The organism is Rhodococcus indonesiensis, from assembly GCF_047782815.1.
In the GTDB taxonomy this organism is placed as follows: domain Bacteria; phylum Actinomycetota; class Actinomycetes; order Mycobacteriales; family Mycobacteriaceae; genus Rhodococcus; species Rhodococcus indonesiensis.
In genome coordinates, this window is sequence record NZ_CP180630.1 from 4,267,377 (window position 1) to 4,289,685 (window position 22,309).

22 protein-coding genes are annotated in these 22,309 nt (G+C 70.9%); 6 read left to right on the forward strand and 16 right to left on the reverse strand.

The window, feature by feature from the left end; genetic code table 11:
• Positions 1-1,038 carry a class II fructose-bisphosphate aldolase gene (gene fbaA / locus ACM26Y_RS19585; RefSeq protein WP_003938365.1) on the reverse strand — a complete coding sequence of 346 codons (1,038 nt, stop codon included), beginning with the start codon at positions 1,036-1,038 and terminating at the stop codon, positions 1-3.
• Between the two features lie 151 nt (positions 1,039-1,189).
• Here fbaA and ACM26Y_RS19590 point away from each other — a divergent pair, with 151 nt between their 5' ends.
• On the forward strand, positions 1,190-1,984 hold the full coding sequence (locus ACM26Y_RS19590; protein ID WP_289381546.1) for a DedA family protein: 795 nt from the start codon (positions 1,190-1,192) through the stop codon (positions 1,982-1,984).
• A 23-nt stretch (positions 1,985-2,007) separates the two neighbouring features.
• The gene (locus ACM26Y_RS19595; RefSeq protein ID WP_289381545.1) at positions 2,008-2,673 is read left to right on the forward strand and encodes a DedA family protein; all 666 of its coding nucleotides are present in this window, start codon (positions 2,008-2,010) and stop codon (positions 2,671-2,673) included.
• A 99-nt stretch (positions 2,674-2,772) separates the two neighbouring features.
• Here the strand turns inward: ACM26Y_RS19595 and ACM26Y_RS19600 are convergent, their stop codons facing one another.
• The 5 genes from ACM26Y_RS19600 to ACM26Y_RS19620 form a co-directional block, all read right to left on the reverse strand.
• Positions 2,773-3,819 carry a GTP-binding protein gene (locus ACM26Y_RS19600; protein WP_416061650.1) on the reverse strand — a complete coding sequence of 349 codons (1,047 nt, stop codon included), beginning with the start codon at positions 3,817-3,819 and terminating at the stop codon, positions 2,773-2,775.
• A 17-nt stretch (positions 3,820-3,836) separates the two neighbouring features.
• Positions 3,837-4,997 (reverse strand): glycoside hydrolase family 76 protein, encoded by a 1,161-nt coding sequence (locus tag ACM26Y_RS19605; RefSeq protein WP_416061651.1) that lies wholly within the window; start codon positions 4,995-4,997, stop codon positions 3,837-3,839.
• 76 nt (positions 4,998-5,073) lie between these two features.
• Positions 5,074-5,739 carry a TrmH family RNA methyltransferase gene (locus tag ACM26Y_RS19610; RefSeq protein ID WP_003938370.1) on the reverse strand — a complete coding sequence of 222 codons (666 nt, stop codon included), beginning with the start codon at positions 5,737-5,739 and terminating at the stop codon, positions 5,074-5,076.
• Between the two features lie 2 nt (positions 5,740-5,741).
• Positions 5,742-6,323 carry a hypothetical protein gene (locus tag ACM26Y_RS19615; RefSeq protein WP_416061652.1) on the reverse strand — a complete coding sequence of 194 codons (582 nt, stop codon included), beginning with the start codon at positions 6,321-6,323 and terminating at the stop codon, positions 5,742-5,744.
• A gap of 63 nt (positions 6,324-6,386) precedes the next feature.
• Complete coding sequence (locus ACM26Y_RS19620) at positions 6,387-7,154, reverse strand: SDR family oxidoreductase (RefSeq protein ID WP_416061653.1); 768 nt, start codon at positions 7,152-7,154, stop codon at positions 6,387-6,389.
• 63 nt (positions 7,155-7,217) lie between these two features.
• Between ACM26Y_RS19620 and ACM26Y_RS19625 the strand changes: the two genes are divergently transcribed.
• Complete coding sequence (locus ACM26Y_RS19625; protein ID WP_289381535.1) at positions 7,218-7,664, forward strand: hypothetical protein; 447 nt, start codon at positions 7,218-7,220, stop codon at positions 7,662-7,664.
• A gap of 25 nt (positions 7,665-7,689) precedes the next feature.
• Here the strand turns inward: ACM26Y_RS19625 and ACM26Y_RS19630 are convergent, their stop codons facing one another.
• The 9 genes from ACM26Y_RS19630 to clpB all read right to left on the reverse strand — a co-directional run bounded on the left by ACM26Y_RS19630 (position 7,690) and on the right by clpB (position 17,113).
• Positions 7,690-8,433: a lysoplasmalogenase family protein gene (locus ACM26Y_RS19630; protein ID WP_416061654.1), complete on the reverse strand. Its 744-nt coding sequence runs from the start codon at positions 8,431-8,433 to the stop codon at positions 7,690-7,692.
• A 46-nt stretch (positions 8,434-8,479) separates the two neighbouring features.
• Positions 8,480-9,616: a galactokinase gene (gene galK / locus ACM26Y_RS19635; RefSeq protein ID WP_416061655.1), complete on the reverse strand. Its 1,137-nt coding sequence runs from the start codon at positions 9,614-9,616 to the stop codon at positions 8,480-8,482.
• On the reverse strand, positions 9,613-10,719 hold the full coding sequence (gene galT, locus ACM26Y_RS19640) for a galactose-1-phosphate uridylyltransferase (RefSeq protein WP_416061656.1): 1,107 nt from the start codon (positions 10,717-10,719) through the stop codon (positions 9,613-9,615). The genes galK and galT overlap by 4 nt, the downstream gene beginning before the upstream one ends.
• Before the next feature lie 10 nt (positions 10,720-10,729).
• Positions 10,730-11,269: an orotate phosphoribosyltransferase gene (pyrE, locus tag ACM26Y_RS19645; RefSeq protein ID WP_048772104.1), complete on the reverse strand. Its 540-nt coding sequence runs from the start codon at positions 11,267-11,269 to the stop codon at positions 10,730-10,732.
• A gap of 77 nt (positions 11,270-11,346) precedes the next feature.
• Positions 11,347-11,943, reverse strand: a complete 597-nt coding sequence (locus tag ACM26Y_RS19650) for a LemA family protein (RefSeq protein WP_416063713.1) — start codon at positions 11,941-11,943, stop codon at positions 11,347-11,349.
• A gap of 107 nt (positions 11,944-12,050) precedes the next feature.
• A complete protein-coding gene (locus ACM26Y_RS19655; RefSeq protein ID WP_416061657.1) occupies positions 12,051-12,839 on the reverse strand; it encodes an SDR family NAD(P)-dependent oxidoreductase in 789 nt (262 codons plus the stop codon).
• Between the two features lie 46 nt (positions 12,840-12,885).
• Complete coding sequence (locus ACM26Y_RS19660) at positions 12,886-13,545, reverse strand: hypothetical protein (RefSeq protein WP_416063714.1); 660 nt, start codon at positions 13,543-13,545, stop codon at positions 12,886-12,888.
• Between the two features lie 30 nt (positions 13,546-13,575).
• Positions 13,576-14,481 (reverse strand): hypothetical protein, encoded by a 906-nt coding sequence (locus ACM26Y_RS19665; protein ID WP_416061658.1) that lies wholly within the window; start codon positions 14,479-14,481, stop codon positions 13,576-13,578.
• Positions 14,482-14,557: 76 nt separating this feature from the next.
• Entirely contained in the window at positions 14,558-17,113 is a 2,556-nt protein-coding gene (gene clpB / locus ACM26Y_RS19670) for an ATP-dependent chaperone ClpB (RefSeq protein WP_416061659.1), read from the reverse strand.
• 240 nt (positions 17,114-17,353) lie between these two features.
• Here clpB and ACM26Y_RS19675 point away from each other — a divergent pair, with 240 nt between their 5' ends.
• Together ACM26Y_RS19675 and ACM26Y_RS19680 are read left to right on the forward strand one after the other, a co-directional pair.
• Entirely contained in the window at positions 17,354-18,514 is a 1,161-nt protein-coding gene (locus ACM26Y_RS19675; RefSeq protein WP_416061660.1) for an FAD-binding oxidoreductase, read from the forward strand.
• A 153-nt stretch (positions 18,515-18,667) separates the two neighbouring features.
• On the forward strand, positions 18,668-19,714 hold the full coding sequence (locus ACM26Y_RS19680; RefSeq protein WP_003938384.1) for a type IV toxin-antitoxin system AbiEi family antitoxin domain-containing protein: 1,047 nt from the start codon (positions 18,668-18,670) through the stop codon (positions 19,712-19,714).
• Positions 19,715-19,746: 32 nt separating this feature from the next.
• On the opposite strand, the gene ACM26Y_RS19685 is transcribed toward ACM26Y_RS19680, so the two are convergent.
• The gene (locus ACM26Y_RS19685) at positions 19,747-21,300 is read right to left on the reverse strand and encodes an AMP-binding protein (RefSeq protein ID WP_416061661.1); all 1,554 of its coding nucleotides are present in this window, start codon (positions 21,298-21,300) and stop codon (positions 19,747-19,749) included.
• Positions 21,301-21,472: 172 nt separating this feature from the next.
• Between ACM26Y_RS19685 and ACM26Y_RS19690 the strand changes: the two genes are divergently transcribed.
• Complete coding sequence (locus ACM26Y_RS19690) at positions 21,473-22,255, forward strand: FAD-binding oxidoreductase (RefSeq protein ID WP_416061662.1); 783 nt, start codon at positions 21,473-21,475, stop codon at positions 22,253-22,255.
• The last annotated feature ends 54 nt before the right edge of the window (positions 22,256-22,309 follow it).

Sequence of the window (22,309 nt, forward strand, 5' to 3'; positions counted from 1 at the left end):
TCAGCCGGCGGACACCGAGCGGCCCGCGGACTTGAGGTCGTTGCAGGCCTCGACGACCCGAGCGGTCATCGACGCCTCGGCCTTCTTCAGGTAGCTGCGCGGGTCGTAGGTCTTCTTGTTGCCGACCTCGCCGTCGATCTTCAGCACGCCGTCGTAGTTGGCGAACATGTGGCCGGCGATCGGACGGGTGAACGCGTACTGGGTGTCGGTGTCGACGTTCATCTTCACCACGCCGTAGCTCAGCGCCTCGTCGATCTCGGACTTCAGCGAGCCGGAGCCGCCGTGGAAGACCAGGTCGAACGGCTTCGAGCCGGCCGCCAGGCCCAGCTTCTTCGACGCGGCGGCCTGGCCGTCGGCCAGCACGGACGGCTTGAGCTTGACGTTGCCCGGCTTGTAGACGCCGTGGACGTTGCCGAACGTCGCGGCGAGCAGGTACTTGCCCTTCTCGCCGGCGCCGAGCGCGTCGACCGTCTTCTCGAAGTCCTCGATCGAGGTGTACAGCTTCTCGTTGATGGCGTTCTCCACGCCGTCCTCTTCACCGCCGACGACGCCGATCTCGACCTCGAGGATGATGTTCGCGTCCTTGGACAGGGCGAGCAGCTCCTGGGCGATCTGCAGGTTCTCGTCGATCGGGATGGCCGATCCGTCCCACATGTGCGACTGGAACAGCGGGTTCTCGCCGTTCTTCACCCGCTCCTGCGAGATGGCGAGCAGCGGGCGCACGAACCCGTCCAGCTTGTCCTTCGGGCAGTGGTCGGTGTGCAGTGCGATGGTGACGTCGTACTTCGCGGCGATGACGTGCGCGAATTCGGCGAGCGCGACGGCGCCGGTCACCATGTCCTTGACACCGAGGCCGGAGCCGAACTCGGCGCCACCCGTCGAGAACTGGATGATGCCGTCGCTGCCGGCGTCCGCGAAGCCCTTGATCGCGGCGTTGATGGTTTCGGACGAGGTGCAGTTGATGGCCGGGAACGCGAAGGAGTGATCCTTGGCGCGGGCGATCATCTCGGCGTAGACCTCGGGAGTCGCGATTGGCACGGCGGCTGTCCTCCAGATGAGAGTCGATGGGTGCCTTCCCGGGGGTGCGGGAGGGCTCCAGGGTTGTCCCTGCAGTATGTCAACTGTCGGCGCGCGGACACAGTCGGGTGCCCGCCATGATTCGGGTCACCGGCCTCCCACCGGTACTCTGGTGGCCGTGAGTGTGCTCGGAGGCCTGGAGTCCGTGACCGTCGTCCCGGAGACCGTGACGAATCTGGCGTTACTGCCGGGATTCCTGGACCCGGTGAATCTGCTCAACTCCTTCGGCACCTGGGTGCTCATCGGCCTGCTGCTCGTGGTGTTCATCGAGTCGGGTCTGCTGTTCCCGTTGCTGCCGGGCGACTCGCTGCTCTTCACCGCGGGTCTGATCGCCGCCTCGAAATCCGAGGAGATCCCGCCGTTCGCGCCGCTGTGGGTGCTGATGGTGACGATCCCGATCGCGGCGATCCTGGGCGACCAGGTGGGCTACTGGATCGGCGCCAAGGGCGGTACGCGCCTGTTCAAGGGCTACGACTCGAAGATCTTCAACAAGGGCTACATCGACCAGTCCGAGGACTTCTTCCAGCGGCACGGTCCGATCACGATCGTCCTCGCCCGGTTCGTGCCCATCGTGCGCACCTTCGCGCCGGTCGTCGCCGGCGCGTCCCGCATGAAGTACCCGGTGTTCCTCACCTACAACATCGTGGGCGGCATCGTGTGGGGTGCCGGCGTGACGCTGCTGGGCTATCTGCTCGGTCAGATCGCCTTCATCCGCGACAACATCGACATCATCTTCCTGCTCATCGTGTTCGTCTCCGTCGTCCCGATCATCCTCGAGGTCGGCAAGCACCTGATCGCCAAGCGCAGGGCCGCCGCCGTCGTCGAGGCCGAGGCCACCGCCGTCGAGGCCGAAGCCACTGCGGACACGGTGCCGGTGCCGACGACGCGTCGCGACACCACGCCCTGAGCACGCGCGCGAACGCGTCCTCCATGATTCTCGCCGCGGAGACCTTCGGTCCGCTCGAAACCGCCGGGCCCGCTCTGGTGTGGCTCGTCGTCGTGACGTTCGTGTTCGTCGAATGCGCCATCATCCTCGGCCTGTTCCTGCCCGGGGACTCCATGCTGCTGACCGCCGGGGTCGTGCTGGCCGCCCACCACTCCGGTGCGGCGCAGGTGTGGGCCCTGTCGGTCGGGGCGATGGTGGCCGCGATCGCCGGGAACCAGGTGGGTTACGTGATCGGCCACCGGCGGGGTCACCACCTCATCGCCCGCCGCAACGGCCGGTACCTCAACGTGGCGAACCTGCGGAAGGTCAATGCCCTGCTCGACCGGTACGGGTTCTGGGCGGTGCTGATCGCCCGCTGGATCCCATGGGTGCGGACGCTGTCGCCGCTGGTGGCCGGGGCCGCGCGGATGAACCACACCCGGTACACGATCGCGTCCACGATCGGTGCGATCCTGTGGGCGCCGGTCCTGCTGCTCGTCGGGTTCTACTTCGGCGAGTACCTCGAGCGGGTTTCGTGGCTGCTGCCGACGGTCCTCGCCGTGATGGCCGCCGTCCTCGTCGTGGGCACTGTGCTCGGCGTCCGGCAGTACCGGATCGAGATGGCGCGGCCGGCGGTGGACGTGGAGATCGCGGACGTCGACCCCGACTGACCGTCGGCCGTACGCGAGGTCCGACACGGCCTGAACGCTCCCGGACGTCGACAGCGGTCGCGACCGTTGTCGATGTCCTGAAGGTGTGTGGATGCGCGTTCAGGCGAGGGCGGGGTCCAGGATGCGGCGCGGAGTGTCCGGGTCCAGACGCACCCCGATGAAGACGATCTCCTGACCCGGCGTCTCGCCGGTCCGGGACCACGGCTGTGCCGGTTCGAGCACCAGGTTGGGGCCGGCCTGCGACCAGATCGCCGCGGTGTCCGGGTCGTCGGCGAACCAGCAGAAGCCCTTGCTGCGCAGCACCCCGTGCAGATTCTCCACGGCCGCCTCGAGCCGGGCGCGGTCGAAGGGGCGGTCGGCGCGGTAGACGACGCTGCGGATGCCGTACTCCTCGGTCTCGGGGGTGTGGCCGCCGGCGAGTTCCTCGGCCCAGCCCGGGGCGAGTGCCGCCGCCTCCGGGTCGTAGCGTCCGGTGCCGACGACCTCGCCGATCGAGACGGCGCCGTGGACGGTGCGCAGCAGCCGTGCCGTCGGGTTGAGCCGGCGCAGGGTGGCCTCGACGGCCCCGACGACGGCGTCGCTCACCAGGTCGGTCTTGTTGAGCAGCAGGACGTCGGCGAATTCGACCTGGTCGACGAGCAGGTCGGAGATGCTGCGCTCGTCGCCCTCGCCGGCCTCGAGATCGCGCTCGTCGAGTCGGTCGCCGCGCGTGAGCTCGGCGAGGAATGTGGTGGCGTCGACGACCGTGACCATCGTGTCGAGGCGCGCGAGCTGCCCGAGGCGGAAGCCGTCGTCGAACTCCCAGTCGAACGTCGCGGCGACGGGCATCGGCTCGGAGATGCCGGTCGACTCGATCACGAGGTGGTCGAATCGGTTCTCCCGGGCGAGCCGCGCGACCGTCTCGATCAGGTCCTCGCGGAGCGTGCAGCAGATGCAGCCGTTGGTGAGCTCGACGAGCTTCTCGGTGGTGCGGTCGAGGCTGCCGTCGACGAGCGCGGCGTCGATGTTGATCTCGCTCATGTCGTTGACGACGACCGCGACGCGTGCGCCGTCGCGGTTGGCGAGGATGTGGTTGAGCAGCGTGGTCTTGCCTGCGCCGAGGAAGCCGGAGAGCACGGTGACGGGCAGTGGGGTCGCGGCGGTCATGCCGTCGACGATAACTGTTATCGATAACCGTTTTCAAAACGGGTGCCGTCGGGTCGCGCAGAACTCGGCCCCGGCGCCCGCTCGGCGGCGACGGCGTACGCCGATTCCATCAGCATCCACCCGCTCAGCTGCACCGACAGATCCCGTTCCGCCACTCCCGAGCTGCGCACCGTGCCGCCGGAAAAACGCGCGATCCCGGGTGCCGTGCCGGGCAGCCGGGCCTGCACGGACCAGTCCCGCCCGAACAACGGCAGCCCCTCGATCTGCAGGCGGTTCGCCCACGCGGCCTGCGCGGACGCGAGCACGATCCGCGCCGCGAGCCGGCGAGCGCGTTCGTCCTCCGCGTCGACGACCGGCAGCGTCGTCGCGACCATCGCCAGGTACCGGACGAGGATGCCGTTGAACAGGCCCCCGTCCCCACCGCCACCGCCGGTGATCACCCCACGCTCGGCCAACTGGGTGTCGACGGCCTCGACGAGGGCGTGCACCCGCTCCCGGTGCCGCGGCTCGCCCATCTGCACCGCCAGCTCGGTCTCCAAGCCGAGCACGACACCCTGGCAGTACGTGTAGACCGCGCGCTCGACCCGGTCACCGCGGATCCCGTCGAAGATCAGGCCGGTCTCCGGATCGCGCAGCGTCTCGTGGATCCAGTCCGCCATCTCCTGGGCCCGCAGCAGCTTGCCGGTGCGGGCGAGCAGCAGCCCCGCCGGGCCGTTGGCCGGGGTGTTGTAGAAGTCGTCGCGGCGCCGCCAGGGGATGCCCCCGCCCCGCTCGGGTGCCCACGCCTCGAACAACTCCTTCTCGAGGACGGCGATGGCGTCGCGGCGGTCGACGTACAGGTGCCGCTGCGCGCGCTCGAGAGCGAGGCCGAGCCAGGCCATGTCGTCGAAGTAGTTGTTGGTCCAGCCGAGAAGGTTGCGGATCCGGTGCGAGCGCGTCAGCCGCACCACCCGGCGCCGGCGCCGCGGCGTCGCCTCCCGCTCGGCGGCGTCGACCGCGAGATCGATCAGGTGGGCCTGCCACCAGTAGTGCCAGGCGAGGAAGAGCCGCTCGCGGCGCACCGCCGGCCATCCGACGACTGCGAGCGCGGTGCCGGGCAGCGCCCACAACCGCCGCACGTGCCGCGACGTGACTGCAGCCTCCGCGAGATCCGCCCGCTCGGCCCACAAATCCGACATGTCGTCGCCAACCTCGTCTCACCGTCGCTACCGCTACCAGCTTTCCCCTATCGGCCGCACCTCGTCGAATGTTTCCTCACCAGGCGTGGTCGAGGTCGGCGTGCTGCCGGATCCAGGCGTGCATGGCGATCCCGGCGGCGACGCCGGCGTTGATGCTGCGGGTCGAGCCGAACTGGGCGATGGACACGGTCGTCGCGGCGACCTCCCGCGCCCGCGCCGTCACACCGGGGCCCTCCTGGCCGAACAGCAGCAGGCACGCGCGGGGCAGCTGCGCGGTTTCCAGCGGCACCGATCCGGGTGTGTTGTCCACCGCGACGATCGTCAGTCCCTGTCCGGCCGCCCAGCCGAGGAGGGAGTCGACATCGGGGTGGTGCACGAGATGCTGGTACCGATCGGTCACCATCGCGCCGCGACGATTCCAGCGCCGGCGGCCGACGATGTGCACGGCGGCCGCCGCGAACGCGTTCGCCGTGCGCACCACGGTGCCGATGTTCGCGTCGTGCCCGAAATTCTCGATTGCCACGTGCAGCGGATGGCGGCGGGTGTCGATGTCGGCGACGATCGCCTCGCGCGTCCAGTAGCGGTACGCGTCGACGACGTTGCGCCGGTCACCGTGGGCGAGCAGCTCCGGGTCGTAGCGCGGATCCCGCGGGGGTTCGGTGCCGTACTCCTCGACCCACGGACCGTACCCGTGCGGGTGCTCACCCCACTCGGTGGGACCCGGAACGTCGTCGAGTTGCACGGTCAGAACGTCGTGTTCGAGGTGGCAGCGATCGTGAAGCCGTGCCCGGTGGCGTCGTTGACGCAGGAGACGTCGGCGGCGGTGGTCTCGCACGTGTAGCCGAGCTTGCTCAACTTCGACCCGATCGGCAGGACCGGATCGTCGCCGCCGGAGGTGTAGACCGACCCACCCGAGCACATGAACTCCGCGGGTCCCGTGTCCTGCACACGAATACCGTTACCCCAGTTGACCATGCAGTTCTCGGGCCGCGGCGGCACCGGATCCGTGACGCCCTCGCAACCCGCCTCGGTGCGGGAGGGCAGCTTGACGATGCCGCACCGGAACCCGCCGTCCGGGCTGGTGAAGTAGTACGACTCGTTGCGCTCGTACTGCACGTCGGCGGGGGTCGTCGGAGCGCTCTCGGGGACCGAGGTGGTCGACGTGGTCTCGGTGGTCGTCGGGGCAGGGGCCACCGTCGTGGTCGTGGTGGTCGTGACGGCCGCGCTCGTCGACGACGCGGCAGCCGGCTCCCCCGCGTCCTCCGAAGAACTTCCGCACCCGGCCAGTGCCAGCACCGCGACCGCGGCCGCACCGATCGACGACATCCGACGCACGTTCACCCGACTCCCTTCCGTCGCTGATTCGCCCGCCACTCTAGCGAGACCGCGTCAGCTGCCGGTCACCCACCGGTTGACCAGGCGATTGAGCCGGGCGGGTGTGACCTGGGCGAAGGCGGCGAACGCCTTCGCCTGCCAGCCCACGGCGTGGTGGACACCTGCCGCCCGCCGGCCCGGACGGGTCAGCTCGTACAGGGCTCGCGCGACGTCGTCGGCGTCGAGCCGGATCCCCAGCCGCCGCGAGGCCCCGACGTTCATGTCCTGGGTCATCGCCGTGTCGACGAACAGCGGCCACAACGCGACCACCCGGATTCCGTGCGGAGCCCATTCCAGATCGAGGGCCTCGGTCAGCCCGCGCACGGCGAACTTGGTGGCGCTGTAGGTGACGAGCTCCGGCTGTCCGTACAGCGCCGACGCCGAGCAGAGGTTGACCACCTGGGCGCCGGGCGTGCGACGCAGGTACTCGAACGCGCTGTGGCAGCCGATGATCGTCCCGGCGACGTTGACGTCGACCATCTGCCGGTGCCGCTCGAGCGGGGTCGTCTCGAACGGCCCCGAGGCCAGGACGCCCGCGTTGTTGACGAGCAGGTCCAGGGTGCCGTCGGTGCAGAACGCCTTCAGTGCGTGCTCCCAGCCCGTCGCGTCGGTGACGTCGAGGACCGCGGTGACGACGCCGGGTTGCTCGGCGGCGAGCGCCTCGAGGCCGGCGGCGTCGACGTCGACGGCGGCAACCCGGTAGCCGCGGCGGGCGAGGAGCAGGGCGGTGGCGCGGCCGATTCCCGAGGCGGCACCGGTGACGAACGCAGTGGGCGAATCCATGGTTGCAGCGTAGCGACGCCGAACGTGGCGCAGGTCACGGACTATCCTGGCATCGGAGGAGCAATGAACCACGTTCGAGTCGTTCGTGCCGTCGCGTTCGTCACCGCCGGCTACCTCGTCGTCCTGGCCCTGTGGCTGGGGCTGTTCGTCGGCGACTCTCCCGAGGGCACCGTCCCCTACCAGATCATGTTCCTGCTGGCCGCGTACGGCTCGGCGCTGGGCATCGCCATGATGCTCGCCGGGCGGCCGCCGCGCGCCGACCGCCGCCTCGCCCGCCGCGGACTCGAGGGCTGGGCCACCATCACCTCGGCCCGGCACCTCGGGCACACCGTGGACAACGGCGAACTCACCGAGCTGGATCTCGACCTGACGGTGCCGGGTTCCCAGCCGTACCACGGACGGGTGCTCTACGAGATCGCCCGTGAGGATCTCGACCGGTTCGAGCCGGGCCGGGTCGTGGGCATCCGCGTCGACCCGCACGACCGGGACCGCATCGTCCTCTGCCCGTAGTCGACGTGCCCTGCGAGCGTGTCGTCTATACCGACGGCCGGGCTGCGGGGGCGGTCTCCCGGCCGAGCGCGAGCTTGCCTTCGACGAGGAGCAACTGCGCCAGCGCATAGGTCGCGAGCACGAACCCCTCCGCTGCGGCGCGCGCCCGCTCCGACCGCAGCAGCACCCGCCGCGCGACGATGGTGCCGTCCGACAGGGTGAACACCAGGCCGCCGAGACCCAGCCAGCTGCGCCGGTCCCCGCCCGGGATCGGCAGGTCGGCCAACCGGCGGGCTCCGGGGGCGAGCGACGGGTCCGCGGCGAGTGTCGCGGTGGTCCCGAGCAGCGCACCGTAGCCCGTCAGCGGGGCCGCCACCCGGGGCGCCTTCGCGCCGAGCAGACCGGCGGCGCCGAGTGCCGCGACCGCCCGCGGCACCGCCGCCGACCGGGTCGGGCGGGCACCGCGCCGGGCCAGCAGCGCCGAGTAGCAGACCTGCATCACGGCGAACGAGGACGCACCGCGCAGCAGCCGCGCGTCGTCGTCCGGGTCGATCATGAATACGTCGCCGACCGTCGCGCCGGTCAGGGCGAGCAGCAGCAGGGCGGTGTCCGACCGGTCGGTGTGCGGGGCGTGCCGCAGCACCCGCACCGCCAGCGCCGGCCCGATCAGCGGCTTCGCGACCCGCTGCAGCCGCTCGTTCCCGAGCACCCCGCCCACGACCGTCGCCGTCGCGGCTGCGGCGAACACCGCGTGCTCGGCGTTCCACCTGTCCCGGCTGAACCATCCCATGCCCGGCAGCGTACCGATCCGCGCGGCGTCACCCGGCCGGCTTTCCTCAGGCGCAGCGGCGGGCGCCCGCCGACGCCGTCGCCCGCAGGAATTTCGGGCGCGGCAGCTCCCGCTCGCGGGCGGCCACCGTGACGGCCTGTGCTACCGCGTCGACGTCCGTCGCCCGGCACAACGCGATCGCCGAGCCGCCGAATCCGCCACCGACCATGCGCGCACCCAGCGCACCGGCGCCGCGCGCGGCGTCGACGGCGCTGTCGAGTTCGACGGAGCTGACCTCGAAGTCGTCCCGCAGCGACCGGTGCGCGGCGTCGAGTATCGGCCCGAGCCGTTCCGGGGCATCGTCGCGCAGTGCGGCGACGGCGGCGCGGACCCGGGCGATCTCGGTGACGACGTGCCCGGCCCGGCGCCGCAGCACCGGGTCGGTCAGCGCATCGAGCGCAGCGACGGTGCCGACCTCGCGCAGGCTCCCGAGCCGGCGCGTGGCCTCCTCGACGTCGCGGCGCCGCTGCCCGTACTGTCCGTCGACGAGGCGGTGCGGGGCGTCGGTGTCGACGACGAGCAGTGCCAGGCCGTGCGATTCGAGGTCGATCGGGACGTGCTCGACCTCGCCGGTCGCGCAGTCCAGCAGAAGCGCGTGCCCGGCCCGCCCGCGCAACGCGATCTGCTGGTCCATGCCGCCGGTGGGGACGCCGACGTAGTCGTTCTCGGCCCGCATGCAGGCGGCGGCGAGGGCGGCCCGGCCCGGATCGTCGACCGGCAGTCCGGACAGCTCGGCCAGGGCGAGAGCGACGGCCGCCTCGAGCGCGGCCGAACTCGACAGGCCCGCGCCGATCGGCACGTCGGAGGCGATCGCGATGTCGGCCCCCGCGAATCCGGGCGGGTCGAGCGCGCCGATCACCCCGAGGACATAGGCGCCCCAGCCGCCGGTGTGTCCTTCGGGCTGCCCCAGCCGCCCGAAGGACACACCGCCGAAGCCCTCGCTCACCAGCCGGAGCGTGCCGTCGTCGCGGCGCCGGACGGCGGCGGCCGTCACTCGCGACAGCGCCAGGGGCAGGCACAGCCCACCCGCGTAGTCGACGTGCTCACCGATCAGGTTCACCCGGCCCGGCGCGCACCACACCCCCTCCGGCGCCGCGCCGAACGCCCGCGTGAACCCGGCTGCGGCGGCCGCGGCCACGGTCATCCGGCGAGTTCCCGCAGCCGCACCGCGATGCGTTCGGCGGAGGTGTCGCTGATCCATACGCCCATCGCGGACTCCGATCCGGCCAGGTACTTGAGCTTGTCGGCAGCGCGTCGCAGCGAGAATATCTGGCAGAACAGACGGCCGTACGGTCGCTCGTCGCCGACCGGCGCCTGGTGCCAGGCCGCGATGTAGGGGACGCGCTCCACGCCGTCGAAGAACAGGTCGACGCGACGCAGCAACTCCCGGTAGGCCACCGCCAGTTCGTCGCGCTCGGCGTCGTCGAGGGCGACGAGGTCCGGCACGTCGCGATGCGGGGCGAGGTGCACCTCGACGGGCCAGCGCGCCGCGGCCGGAACAAAGGCAGTCCACCGTCGTCCGGACCACACGACGCGGGTGCCCGCCCGGCGTTCCGCGTCGAGCACGTCGCGTTGCAGCAGCCGGCCCGTCGCCGCGTGGTGCGCGCGGGCACGCTGCAGCAGTACCTGCGAGCGGGGCGGCAGGAACGGGTAGGCGTAGATCTGGCCGTGCGGATGTTGCAGTGTCACACCGATTTCCGCGCCGCGATTCTCGAAGCAGAACACCTGCCGCACGTCGGGGGCGGCCGAGTGCTCGGCGGTGCGGTCGGCCAGTGCGTCGAACACCGTGCGGACCCGTTCGAGGCTCAGGTCGGCGAACCGGGCCTCGTGGTCGGCGGTGAACGCGACCACCTCGCAGCGTCCTGCCGCGGGCCGTCGCGGCCACAGCGGGTCGCCGTCCACCGGACCGGCGTCGGCGCTACCGGATCCGAGGGCCGGGAAACGGTTCTCGAACACCACCACGTCGTAGTCGTCGGCGGGGATCTCGGTGGCGGCCCGGCCCGGCCGGGTGGGGCACAGCGGGCAGTCCGCGGGGTCCGGCAGGAAGGTGCGGTCCATGCGGTGCGACGCCGAGACCACCCACTCCCCCGTGAGCGGGTCGAAGCGCAGTTCGGAGGCCGCCCCGGCCGGCGGCAGCCGCCGCGTGTCGTGCCGTTCCCGCACCGCGCCGCCCCCGGCGTACGGCTCGGTGTCGTCGAAGTAGAACAGTGCCCGGCCGTCCGCGAGGCGGGCCGCGGTCCGTCGCACCCGACCGGCCCTAGGCGTCCTGCAGTCCCAGGTCCTGCAGGCCCAGCAGGTAGCGGTACTCCACGCCCTCCGCGGCGATCACCTCGCCGGCGCCGGTGGCCCGGTCGACAACGGTGGCGACACCCACGACCGTCGCGCCGGCGTCGCGCAGGGCCTTGACGGCGGTGAGCGGGGAGTTGCCGGTGGTGGTCGTGTCCTCGACCACCAGGACCCGCTTGCCGAGCACGTCGGGGCCCTCGATCTGCCGCTGCATCCCGTGCGCCTTGGCGGCCTTACGGACGACGAACGCGTCGATCGGACGGCCCGGTGCGTGCATGACTGCGAGCGCGACCGGGTCGGCGCCCATGGTGAGTCCGCCGACGGCGTCGAAGTCCCAGTCGGCGACCAGTTCCCGGATGAGCTTGCCGATCAGGGGCCCGGCCCGGTGGTGCAGGGTGGCACGGCGAAGATCCACGTAGTAGTCGGCCTCCTTGCCGGACGACAAGGTCACCTTGCCGTGCACCACCGCCAGTTCTCGGACCAGCGCAGCCAACTCCTCGCGATCGGTCATCGCAACCCCTTACCGTCTCTCGTTCCACGCCGCGCCCGTGGGCGCCGGCGACGACGAGCCTAGCCGGGGTCCGGCGGTCAGGCGGCGACGGTGTCCGATCCGCCGGTCGGCGCGTCTGCGGAGGCGGCCGGCGCCGACGCCGGCGGGGCGACGGCGACGGGGGCGAGCGGGGCGGCGACCTCGAACAGCGGGACGGGCCCGACCGCGGCGATGCGTGCGAACACCGAGGTCGGGAAGGTGGTGGCCGCGGTGTTGATGGTGCGGCCGAGATCGTTGTGGACGCGGGCCGCCCCGGCGATGCGCTGCTCGCGGGTCCGCAGTTCGCGGGCGACGCGGATGAACGGCCAGTGGTTGACGCCGTCGAGGACGCCGATCAGCTCGTGCAGGGCCGCCGACAGGGTGTTCTCCGCGGCGGCCCGCTCCCCCAGGGACAGCCGCTGGTCGCGCATGGCGATCGCCAGGGATCGCGCCCCGACGACGGAGCTGAGCCGACTGCGGTCCATGCCTGCCCCGGCGGACGCCGCGATGAGTGCGGGTACCTGGTCGTAGCGGTCGTCGAGTTCGTTGGTCAGCAGGCGCAGGCTGTCGCGGTGGCGCATCTTCAGCACCCGGAGGCGGCGGACGGCGGCACGCGTCCACAGCAGCACGATCACCACGACCGCAACGACAATCACAAGAGCCACAGACGTCACAGGCCGGAATCTACCGCGCAGCCGCGGCGACACCCGGAGCGCGACGCGCCGTGTCGTGGCGCCGTGTCCGGACCGTTATCCGGCGCGGCCTACGTCCGGCCCCGGCCCCGGCCGACCAGGTTGGTCGCCCGGCGCACCAGGTTCTTCGGGACGAGCCGGCCCACCGTCGTGAGCACCTTGTACTGCAGGCCCGGGATGCTGATCACCTTGCCCGCCTCGAGGTCGGTGAGGGAGGTCCGCACCACGGTGTCCACGTCGAGCCACATCAGTTCCGGAATCGAGCTCATCTCGATCCCGGCCCGCTCGTGGAACTCGGTGTGCACGAAGCCGGGGCACAGCGCCTGCACCTTCACCCCGGTGCCGGCGAGCCCACCGGACAATCCCTCGGTGAACGAAACGACGTAGGCCTTGCTCGCCGAGTACGTCGACCCACGTCCGGAGAGCAGACCGGCGACGCTGGCGACGTTGACGATGCTGCCCTTGCCGGCGGCGATCATCGGCGGCAACGCGGCCCGGGTCAGCTGCATCACGGCGGTGACGTTGACGTCGAGCTGTGCCTGCAGCACCGCCGGGTCGGCCGTCCAGAACTCACCGGAGGTGCCGAAACCGGCATTGTTGACGAGCATCTCCACGCCCTCGGCGAGGCGGCGGGCGACGGCCGCGCGGCCGTCCTCGGTGGCCAGGTCGGCGGCGAGGATCTCGGAGGTGGTGCCGAAACGGGAGGCCAGTTCGTCGGCGAGGGACCGCAGGCTCTCCTCGCGACGGGCGACGAGCACGAGGTCGTACCCCTTGCCGGCGAGTGCGCGCGCAAAGCCTGCGCCGATGCCCGAGGTGGGGCCGGTGACCAGGGCGACGGGCCGGGTGGCAGCGGAAGTCATGGGGTAAAGCTAGCGCAGCGCGCCGGCCGTTTCCGGCGACGTGCGCTCAGCGCCGCGCGGAGGGGCGGCCGGGATCGTGCGCGGCCCGGTCGAGTTCCTGCGGCTCCACGATCGGCGGCAGCACGTGCAGGATTCCGGAGAGCCGGGCGACGGTCTCGATGGCCGAGTCCCATTCGCGGCCGGTGCTGCCCACGGGAATCGAGCCGAGGGTCCATTCGCCCTCGCTCCACAGCATCTGCACGTGCGGGGGGATCGACTCGGTGTACGCGACCATGCGCTGGTCACAGATGCGGCGGGCGATCTCGAGGTCGGTGGCGAACACGATGCGCGGTCCGATGGCGCCGAGCAGGTTCATGTCCGGGTCCTTCGGCGGCGGCGTCGACTTCAGGCGCAGGTCGATGTCGACGTCGGAGCCGACCTTGCGGCGCACCGCGACGATCGTCGCGGTCTCCTCGATGTCGAAGAGGATGAACTCCTCGCCGCGGCGGATGCCGTGGACGACGTCCACCGCGCCGAGATACTCCTGCTTGGCCAGGGCCGCCCGGTGCCAGTGCCCGGGCAGGGAGTCGTCGGCGGCGCTGTACTTGTAGCCCTGGGCGCGCGCCCAGATCTCCCGCACGCGACCGGACTGTTCACGCCGCGTGCGGTCGACGTAGAGCAGCGCCAACGCACCCGCGAGTGCGATCGCCGCCAGTCCGAACCACATCACCGTCATCGCGCGCCAGCCTATCGCGTTCTAGTTGCCCGGACTGCCGAAGGACGGCAGGGACGCGCTGACCACCGTGTCGGCGATCATCTCCCCGTTCCGCAGCGGCGACCCCTGCGCGACCACCGAGTCGCCGACCCGCAGCGCCGACGGCTCCGAACCGGCGAGCGACATGATCTGTGTCTCGGGGGTGAGCCGCACCGTGACGATCGAGCCGCCCATGCCGCTGAGCGTGAGGGACGTGCCGTCGTTGGCGGTGATGGTGCCGACGACGGTGCCGGCGGAGCCGATGACGTCGCCGAGCCCGCCGGGCAACTGCTCGAACGGCAGGCCGGGTACGGCCGGGTCGGTGGTGGGCGCGGGCGTCGTGGGGGCAGGCCGGGGCACCGTGGTCGTCGTGGTCGGGGCCGCGGCGCTGCGCTGCTGCGGGTCTTCGCCGCTGCCGCCGCTGAGCAGGTAGCCACCGAAACCGGCCAGCACGATCAACGCCACCGCGGCGAGCAGGATCAGGCCCCAGCGGCGGCGGGGCGGCTTCGCATCGAGCGGCGGGTACTCACCGGCGTGCGGCGGGGTCGGTGGCGCCGCGTAGTCCTGGGCATGGGGGTACTGCTGCGCCCCTGTGTACTGCTGCGTGGGGGCGTACTGCTGCGTGGGGGCGTACTGCTGGGTCGGGGCGTACTGGGGTTGCGGACCGTAGGGGCCGGGCTGCTCGAACGCCTGGGTCGGGTTCGGGGGCGGCGCCGTCGGATCGAACCGCGGGTCGTACGACGGGTAGACCAGGGTGGGGTCGACGGGCCGGCCGTACGCCTCGGTCGGGTCGGCGGTGTGCAGGACCCGGGTGTCGTCGGCGTCCGTCGCGCGCGCGTCGTCGTCGCGCCCCTCGTCGAGCGAGTAGGCGCGCTCCTGGGGAGTGCGCGGATCGTGCGGGTTCGTCATGGTCCCACCAAGGGTAGGCGCTCCGCGCCGGTGCGTCTTTCGGGCTGCTGGAGCAGCCCGAAAGACGCACCGGGCGCTATGCGCCTATGACCAGGTGGTCGCCGTCGTCGCTGACGCCCACCGAGACGGTGTCACCGTCCTTGATGTCCCCGGCCAGCAGCTTCTTGGCGAGCTGATCGCCGATCGACTGCTGGATGAGCCGGCGCAGGGGACGCGCACCGTACTGCGGGTCGTAGCCCCGCACGGCGAGCCAGAACCGGGCCGAACTCGACACGTCGAGCGTGAGCCGGCGGGCCGCCAGGCGCCCGGCCAGCTGCTCGAGCTGGATGTCGACGATCTGCTCGAGCTGGTCCTCCGTGAGCGAGTGGAAGACCACCACGTCGTCGAGCCGGTTGATGAACTCCGGCTTGAACGCCGCGCGCACCGCCGCCATGATGTGGTCCCGATCGCCACCCGCACCCAGGTTCGAAGTGAGGATGAGGATGGTGTTGCGGAAGTCGACGGTGCGGCCCTGCCCGTCGGTGAGCCGGCCGTCGTCGAGCACCTGCAGCAGCGTGTCGAACACGTCCGGGTGGGCCTTCTCGACCTCGTCGAACAGCACCACCGAGTAGGGCCGGCGACGCACCGCCTCGGTGAGCTGACCGCCCGACTCGTAGCCGACGTAGCCCGGAGGGGCACCGACGAGCCGTGCGACGGAGTGCTTCTCGCTGTACTCGGACATGTCGATCCGCACCATCGCGCGCTCGTCGTCGAACAGGAAGTCCGCGAGCGCCTTCGCCAGCTCGGTCTTGCCGACGCCGGTGGGGCCGAGGAACAGGAACGAGCCGGTGGGCCGGTTCGGGTCGGCGACGCCCGCCCGGGAGCGACGCACCGCGTCCGACACGGACTGCACGGCCTCGTCCTGGCCGACGACGCGCTTGCCGAGCTCGGACTCCATGCGCAGGAGCTTGGCGGTCTCGCCTTCCATCATGCGGCCGGCCGGGATGCCGGTCCACGCGGCGACGACGTCGGCGACGTCGTCCGGGCCGACCTCCTCCTTGAGCATGACGTCGCCGTCGGCGGCGGCTCCGGATGCGGCGGCCGCCCGCTCCAGCTCCTTCTCGAGCTGCGGGATGCGGCCGTAGCGCAGCTCCGCGGCCTTACCGAGATCACCGTCGCGCTCGGCGCGTTCCTCCTCGCCGCGCAGCGCCTCGAGCTGTTCCTTGATGCCACGCACCGAATCGATGGCGGTCTTCTCGTTCTGCCAGCGGGTGGTGAGCTGGTTCAGCTTCTCGCGTTCGTCGGCGAGTTCGGCACGCAGCTTCTCGAGGCGCTCCTTGGAGGCCTCGTCGGTCTCCTTCTGCAGCGCCATTTCCTCGATCTCGAGGCGACGGACGATGCGCTCGACCGAGTCGATCTCCTCGGGACGCGAGTCGATCTCCATGCGCAGCCGGGACGCGGCCTCGTCGACGAGGTCGATGGCCTTGTCCGGCAGGAACCGGGACGTGATGTACCGGTCGGAGAGGGTGGCGGCGGCGACGAGCGCGGAGTCGGTGATGCGCACGCCGTGGTGCACCTCGTACCGCTCCTTGAGGCCGCGCAGGATGCCGACGGTGTCCTCGACGCTCGGCTCGCCGACGAGCACCTGCTGGAAACGGCGTTCGAGGGCGGCGTCCTTCTCGATGTACTTGCGGTACTCGTCGAGGGTGGTCGCGCCGACGAGGCGCAGCTCGCCGCGGGCGAGCATGGGCTTGATCATGTTGCCGGCATCCATCGCCGATTCGCCGGTCGCACCGGCGCCGACGATGGTGTGCAGCTCGTCGATGAAGGTGATGACCTGCCCGGCCGATTCCTTGATCTCGTCGAGCACGGCCTTGAGGCGTTCCTCGAATTCACCGCGGTACTTGGCGCCGGCCACCATCGAGCCGAGGTCGAGCGCGATGACGGTCTTGCCGCGCAGCGACTCGGGGACGTCGCCGGCGACGATGCGCTGCGCGAGACCCTCGACGATGGCGGTCTTGCCGACGCCGGGCTCGCCGATGAGCACGGGGTTGTTCTTGGTGCGCCGGCTCAGCACCTGTACGACGCGGCGGATCTCGTTGTCACGGCCGATGACCGGGTCGAGCTTGCCCTCGCGGGCGCGGGCGGTGAGGTCGGTCGAGTACTTCTCGAGCGCCTGGTAGGTGCCCTCGGGGTCCGGGCTGGTCACGCGGGCGCTGCCGCGGACGGTGGTGAACGCGTCGCGCAGCGCGGCCGGGGTGGCGCCGTGCCCGACGAGGAGCTTGGCGACGTCGGAATCGCCGCCGGCCAGGCCGACGAGGACGTGCTCGGTCGAGACGTACTCGTCGTCGAGTTCGGTGGCGAGGTGCTGGGCGGCGGTCAGGGCGGCGACGGCTTCGCGGCCGAGTTGCGGTGTCTGGGTGGCGCCCGTGGCACGGGGCAGCCGCTCGACGAGCGTCTGCGCCTCCCGGTGCACGACGGTCGGGTCCACGCCGACCGCCTTGAGGAGCGGCGCGGCGATGCCGTCGGTCTGGTCGAGCAACGCGACGAGCAGGTGGGCCGGACGGATCTCCGGGTTGCCCGCAGCGGACGCGGACTGCATGGCAGCCGTCATCGCCGCCTGGGTCTTGGTGGTGGGATTGAACGAGTCCACTGCGAACCCCTTCCCTTCATTGAGCGAGCCGGTATCAATTCTGCACCCGCAAGCCTCCCGTCGCGGGCATTCGCAAGCTTCAACGGCACCAAACTTGAGTTTGTTCCGCTCAACTTTATCCGGCGATGTGATGTGCAGCACATACCGGGGTCGTCGAGCTGCCCGCCGTCGATTGTGGCCGAAACACCGTCACGGGACTACAGTGGCGGCGACCAGCAGAGACGGCGAGCAGGAGGGTGCGTGGAGGCCTTCGCCGTCGCCCGCGTCCAGCTCAGCTTCGCGTCGATCGTCGCGACCCCCGGCGGCGCCGAGCGCTTCGCCACCGCCTTCTACACCGCCCTGTGGAGCGACACCGTCGGGATCCGCGAGCTGTTCCCCGCCGGCATGGAGACGATGCGGCAACGGTTCGCGACCGCGGTCGGCTGGGCGGTCAACCGGCTCGGCGAGCCCGACACCGTCACCGCATTCCTCACTCAGCTCGGGCGTGACCACCGCAAGTACGGAGTCCGGCCCGAGCACTTCCGGGCCGCGGGCCGGGCGCTGCACACCGCCGTGCGCGAGTGCACCCCGCCGATCCTGTGGACCGACGCACTCGACCGCACCTGGGCCCGGGTGATCGACCTGCTCGTCGGGACCATGGCCGACGCCGTCGCCGACGACGAGCTGCCCGCCGCGTGGGGCGCCACCGTCGTCGGCCACGAACGAGTGCTGCCCGACCTGGCGATCATCCGGCTCGAGACGGACTCGCCGATCCCGTACCACGCCGGTCAGTACATGAGCGTGCAGATCCCGCAGCGCCCGCACATGTGGCGGTACCTGTCGGCGGCGATTCCTCCGAATCCCTACGGCCAGATCGAATTCCACGTCCGTCGCGTGTCGGGTGGCTGGGTCAGTCCCGCGCTCGTCGGCGAGACCGCCGTCGGCGACCGCTGGGTGATCGGACCCCCGCTCGGGGGGCTGCACGTCGACCGCGACAGCGGCGAGGACGTACTGATGATCGCCGCCGGCACGGGCCTCGCGCCGCTGCGGGCGCAACTGATGGAGATGGGCATGCGGGGCGACAATCCGCGCGTGCACCTGTTCTTCGGCGGCAAGTACCCGTGCGACCTGTACGACCTGCAGACCCTGTGGCAGCTGGCCACCACCAATCCGTGGCTCACCGTCGTCCCGGTCGTCGAGGAGACCGAGAACCCGTGGTGGCACCCGGTTCCCGTCGAGGATCCCCCACCGGGCCTGCACCGGCCCCTGCACGGCAAGCTCGGCAAGGTGGTGTCGCAGTTCGGCTCCTGGGCCGATCGGCAGATCCAGATCGCCGGCTCCCCCTCGATGATCCGCACCACCCTGTACGCGCTGTCCGCCGGCGGCACCCCGCGGCAGAACATCAGCTTCGACCCGCTCTAGGCGGCTGACGCCGCCGGTGTGTCCTTTGGGTTGCCCCGACCGCCCAAAGGACGCACCGCCGAGTTATCCCCAGCCGCCCGGTTCCTCCACAGATTGCGGCGATCGGCCGGCTGCCGGTTCCCGAAGAGCGTCGCGCGCCGAATCATGTCTGCCATGCGGTTTCTCCCGGACCTCCCCGAACTCGATCGCATCGTCATGTTCCAGCACGGGATCGTCACCCGTGCCCAGCTCGAACATTACGGACGTACCTGGCCGTGGATCCGGCACCGTCTCGAGAGCGGGCGGTGGCAGCAGGTGCTCCGAGGCGTGTACTCGGTGACGACCGGTCCACTGTCCCGGCCCGCGGCGCTGGCCGCGGCCGTCGCGTTCTCCGGTGAGGCCGCCGTCCTCAGTCACGGCACGGCCGCCGAGGAATGGGGAATGCTGTCCCACGATCCACTCGAACCGGTCCATGTCACCGTGCCGGTGGGATCGTCGGCGAAAGGGCAGTCTGCGACCTTCGCAACGGCGAGGCCGCGCGGCATTCGGTTGCCACATCTCGGAGAAATGCTCCATCCGGGTGTGATCGTCCACCGCAGCAAGGCCCACGCACACATCGGGGTGCCGACGATGCCCCCGCGCACCGGCCGGGCCGACACGGCGCTCGACCTGGCAACAGCCGCCCCCACCCCGCACGACGGCTACGTCCGGTTGATCCGGGTCGTCACCGACAGTCGCATTCCCCTCTCGGAGATCCGACGCCGAATGCAGGAACGAACCCCGTACCGCTACCGGAAAGCGCTCGAGGATGCGGTCCGATTGCTCGCCGACGGCGTCCAGTCGATGCTCGAACTCCGCTATGCGACCGAGGTGGAGCAACGACACGGTCTTCCCCCGGCGCATCGGCAGACGCCGACGGTCGTGGACGGGCGAACGCTGTACGAGGACTGCACCTACGACGTTCACGGCGCCGCGTTGACCGTCCGGCTCGACGGACGCAGGTTCCACTCGATGGCGGAGGTCGCCTTCCGGGACCGTCGCCGTGACAACGCCGCCGAACTCGCCGGCCGCTCCCGCCTGGTGTACGGGTACGACGAGGTCAGCCGTGACCCGTGCGGCGTGGCCGCAGAGATCGAAGCCGTCCTCACCCGCCTCGGGTGGCGACGCAGCACCGACAACAGGTGCAGTTGCGCTACCGGTGTGTCCTTTGGGTTGCCCTGACCGCCCAAAGGACACACCGGCGGCGAAGCCGCCTATCGGTACGACGCGCGCAGGGTCTTCTTGTCCAGCTTGCCCAGCGGGGTGAGCGGCAGGGCGTCGAGGAAGTCCACCGACTTGGGGGCGTGGACGGATCCCTTTGCGGCACGAACCTTCTCGATCAGTTCCTCCGCCGGAACGGACTGGCCCTCCCGCAGCACGACGCACGCCTTGACGGCCTCGCCCCACTTGGCGTCCGGCACGCCGACGACCGCGACGGACGCGACGGCCGGGTGCGACGAGATGACGTCCTCGATCTCGCGGGGAAAGACGTTGAAGCCGCCCGTGACGATCATGTCCTTCTTGCGGTCGACGATCGTCAGGAAGCCGTTCTTGTCGGCCCGCGCGACGTCGCCGGTGTGCAGCCAGCCGCCGCGCAGCGCCTCGGCCGTCTCGGCGGGCTTGTTCAGGTATCCCTTCATCACGAGCGGTCCGCGCACGCAGATCTCGCCGAGTTCGCCGCGGGGCACCTCGTTCAGGTCGTCGTCGAGCAGCCGCACGTCGAGCCACGGCACGGGCCGGCCGCAGGTGGCGAGGCGTTCGGGGTCGTCGGCGAGGTGATCCTCCTTGCGCAGCACGGAGATCGTCATCCCGCACTCGCTCTGCCCGTAGAACTGGAAGAACACCGGCCCGAGCCGCTCGATGCCCTCACGCAGCCGCGCCGGCGACATCGCCGACGCACCGTAGAACAGGGTCTCGAGGCTGGACAGGTCGCGGATGTCGAAGTCGGGGTGGTCGAGCAGCAGATAGATCATCGTCGGCACGAGCATCGTGGCGTTGATGCGGTGCTTCTCGATCGTCTCGAGCACCAGGCCGGGCTCGAAATACGGCAGTACGTAGAGGGATCCGCCGCGCAGGAGGGTGGGGACGAAGAACGCCGCCCCGGCGTGCGAGAGGGGCGTGCAGATCAGGAAGCGCGGCTCGTGGGGCCATTCCCACTCGGCCATCTGGATCTGGGTGAGCGTCGCGCCCGAGCGGAACGACCCCATGACGCCCTTGGGTTTTCCGGTGGTGCCACCGGTGTAGACGACGGACGAGGTGTCCTCCGCCGCCACGGGCGCCGCGACGAGCCGCTGCGGCGTGAACTGTGCCGCGAGAGCGAGGATGTCGGTGCCGACCCGTGAGGGACCGAGGGAGAAGACGTTCTTCAGCGTCGGAACCTGCGCCTTCAGTTCGGCGGCGCGTTCCTCGAAGTGGTTCGGATCGAAGATCAGCGTCTCGATAGCGGCGTCGCCGACGATGTACAGGTGATCCGACAGCGAGCCCATGGGGTTGAGCGCACTGTTGCGGCACCCGGCGACCATCGTCGCGCCCATCGAGATGAGCACCTCGGGACGGTTCTTCGACAGCATCGCCACCGACGAGCCCTGCCCGACCCCCACCGACGCGAGCGCCTGACCGAACCGGCTGATCTCGTCGCGCATCTCCCCGCCGGTGAGCACCACGTCGCCGAGGTACAGGGCCGGCTTGTCCGCGCTGCGTTCGAGGGCGGTGATGAGCAGGTCCGCGGTGAACACGGGGCGATGCAGGTCGGCGTACTCGTCGGTCATGGTCGTCCTTCCGGTCGTTGGGGCGGCGTGGTGACGGCTCGACGTGGCAGGGATCCCCCTTCGTCACCATAACCGCATCGGCGGCAGAATTGGAACATGTTTCATTCCGGGTGCGGCGCGGGCCTCCCCTAGAGTGGGGCCACCTTCACGCTCGAGTCCCGGGAGTCACACCATGCAGCCGGCCGGACAGTCCCTGCACGCCCCCACCTGTTCGGCGACCGTCGTCGAACACCACCGCCTGCGCCACGACGTCGCCGTGGTGCGTCTCGAAGCCGACACGATGGTGCCGTTCGCGCCCGGGCAGTACCTCGACGTCACGGTGCCGCAGCATCCACGGCTGCCGCGCCGCCTCTCCCCCGCCCTGCCGCCGTCGCTGGACGGCAAGCTCGAATTCCACGTGCGCACCGTGCCGGGCGGCTGGGTCAGCGGCACGATCGTCGTCGGCACCCGCCCCGGCGACGTGTGGACGATCGGCGCGCCGCAGGGCGGCACCCTGCACGTCGACGACTCCGGCCGCACCGTGATCATGGTGGCCGGCGGCACCGGCCTGGCGCCACTGCGCGCCCTGCTCCTCGACGTCGCGCGCCGGCCGGACCCGCCGCAGACCTTTTTGTTCGTCGGCGGCCGCACGCCCCGCGACCTGTACGCCGCCGACATGCTGATCCTGCTCGCCGAGGCGCTGCCGTGGCTGACGGTGGTGCCGGTCGTCGAATCGGTCGAGGACCCGGAGTTCGGCGACGAGTGGTACGAGCGCATCGTCGCCCACGTCGGCGACCCCGGGTTCCACCCCGACGAACTGCTCGAGGGCAGCCTCGACGAGGTGGTCACCTCCTACGGGGCGTTCGGCGACCACCAGGTGCTCGTGTGCGGGTCGGCGGCGATGGTCCGCGCGACCCTGCGCGAGCTCACCGGGACCGGGACGCCGGCCGGGAACATCCGGTTCGACCCGTACTGACCGACCCGTACTGACCGAGCCGCAACGGCCGGCCGGTTGACCGGGCGGTACGCC

What these genes read in the sequence shown, in the direction of transcription:
- ACM26Y_RS19595 (WP_289381545.1), top strand. Translation starts at nt 2,008, where the DNA reads ATGATTCTCGCCGCGGAGACCTTCGGTCCGCTCGAAACCGCCGGGCCC.
- ACM26Y_RS19600 (WP_416061650.1), bottom strand. Translation starts at nt 3,819, where the DNA reads ATGACCGCCGCGACCCCACTGCCCGTCACCGTGCTCTCCGGCTTCCTC.
- ACM26Y_RS19605 (WP_416061651.1), bottom strand. Translation starts at nt 4,997, where the DNA reads ATGTCGGATTTGTGGGCCGAGCGGGCGGATCTCGCGGAGGCTGCAGTC.
- ACM26Y_RS19615 (WP_416061652.1), bottom strand. Translation starts at nt 6,323, where the DNA reads ATGTCGTCGATCGGTGCGGCCGCGGTCGCGGTGCTGGCACTGGCCGGG.
- ACM26Y_RS19620 (WP_416061653.1), bottom strand. Translation starts at nt 7,154, where the DNA reads ATGGATTCGCCCACTGCGTTCGTCACCGGTGCCGCCTCGGGAATCGGC.
- ACM26Y_RS19625 (WP_289381535.1), top strand. Translation starts at nt 7,218, where the DNA reads ATGAACCACGTTCGAGTCGTTCGTGCCGTCGCGTTCGTCACCGCCGGC.
- ACM26Y_RS19630 (WP_416061654.1), bottom strand. Translation starts at nt 8,433, where the DNA reads ATGGGATGGTTCAGCCGGGACAGGTGGAACGCCGAGCACGCGGTGTTC.
- galK (WP_416061655.1), bottom strand. Translation starts at nt 9,616, where the DNA reads ATGACCGTGGCCGCGGCCGCCGCAGCCGGGTTCACGCGGGCGTTCGGC.
- pyrE (WP_048772104.1), bottom strand. Translation starts at nt 11,269, where the DNA reads ATGACCGATCGCGAGGAGTTGGCTGCGCTGGTCCGAGAACTGGCGGTG.
- ACM26Y_RS19655 (WP_416061657.1), bottom strand. Translation starts at nt 12,839, where the DNA reads ATGACTTCCGCTGCCACCCGGCCCGTCGCCCTGGTCACCGGCCCCACC.
- ACM26Y_RS19660 (WP_416063714.1), bottom strand. Translation starts at nt 13,545, where the DNA reads ATGTGGTTCGGACTGGCGGCGATCGCACTCGCGGGTGCGTTGGCGCTG.
- ACM26Y_RS19665 (WP_416061658.1), bottom strand. Translation starts at nt 14,481, where the DNA reads ATGACGAACCCGCACGATCCGCGCACTCCCCAGGAGCGCGCCTACTCG.
- ACM26Y_RS19680 (WP_003938384.1), top strand. Translation starts at nt 18,668, where the DNA reads ATGCGGTTTCTCCCGGACCTCCCCGAACTCGATCGCATCGTCATGTTC.
- ACM26Y_RS19685 (WP_416061661.1), bottom strand. Translation starts at nt 21,300, where the DNA reads ATGACCGACGAGTACGCCGACCTGCATCGCCCCGTGTTCACCGCGGAC.
- ACM26Y_RS19690 (WP_416061662.1), top strand. Translation starts at nt 21,473, where the DNA reads ATGCAGCCGGCCGGACAGTCCCTGCACGCCCCCACCTGTTCGGCGACC.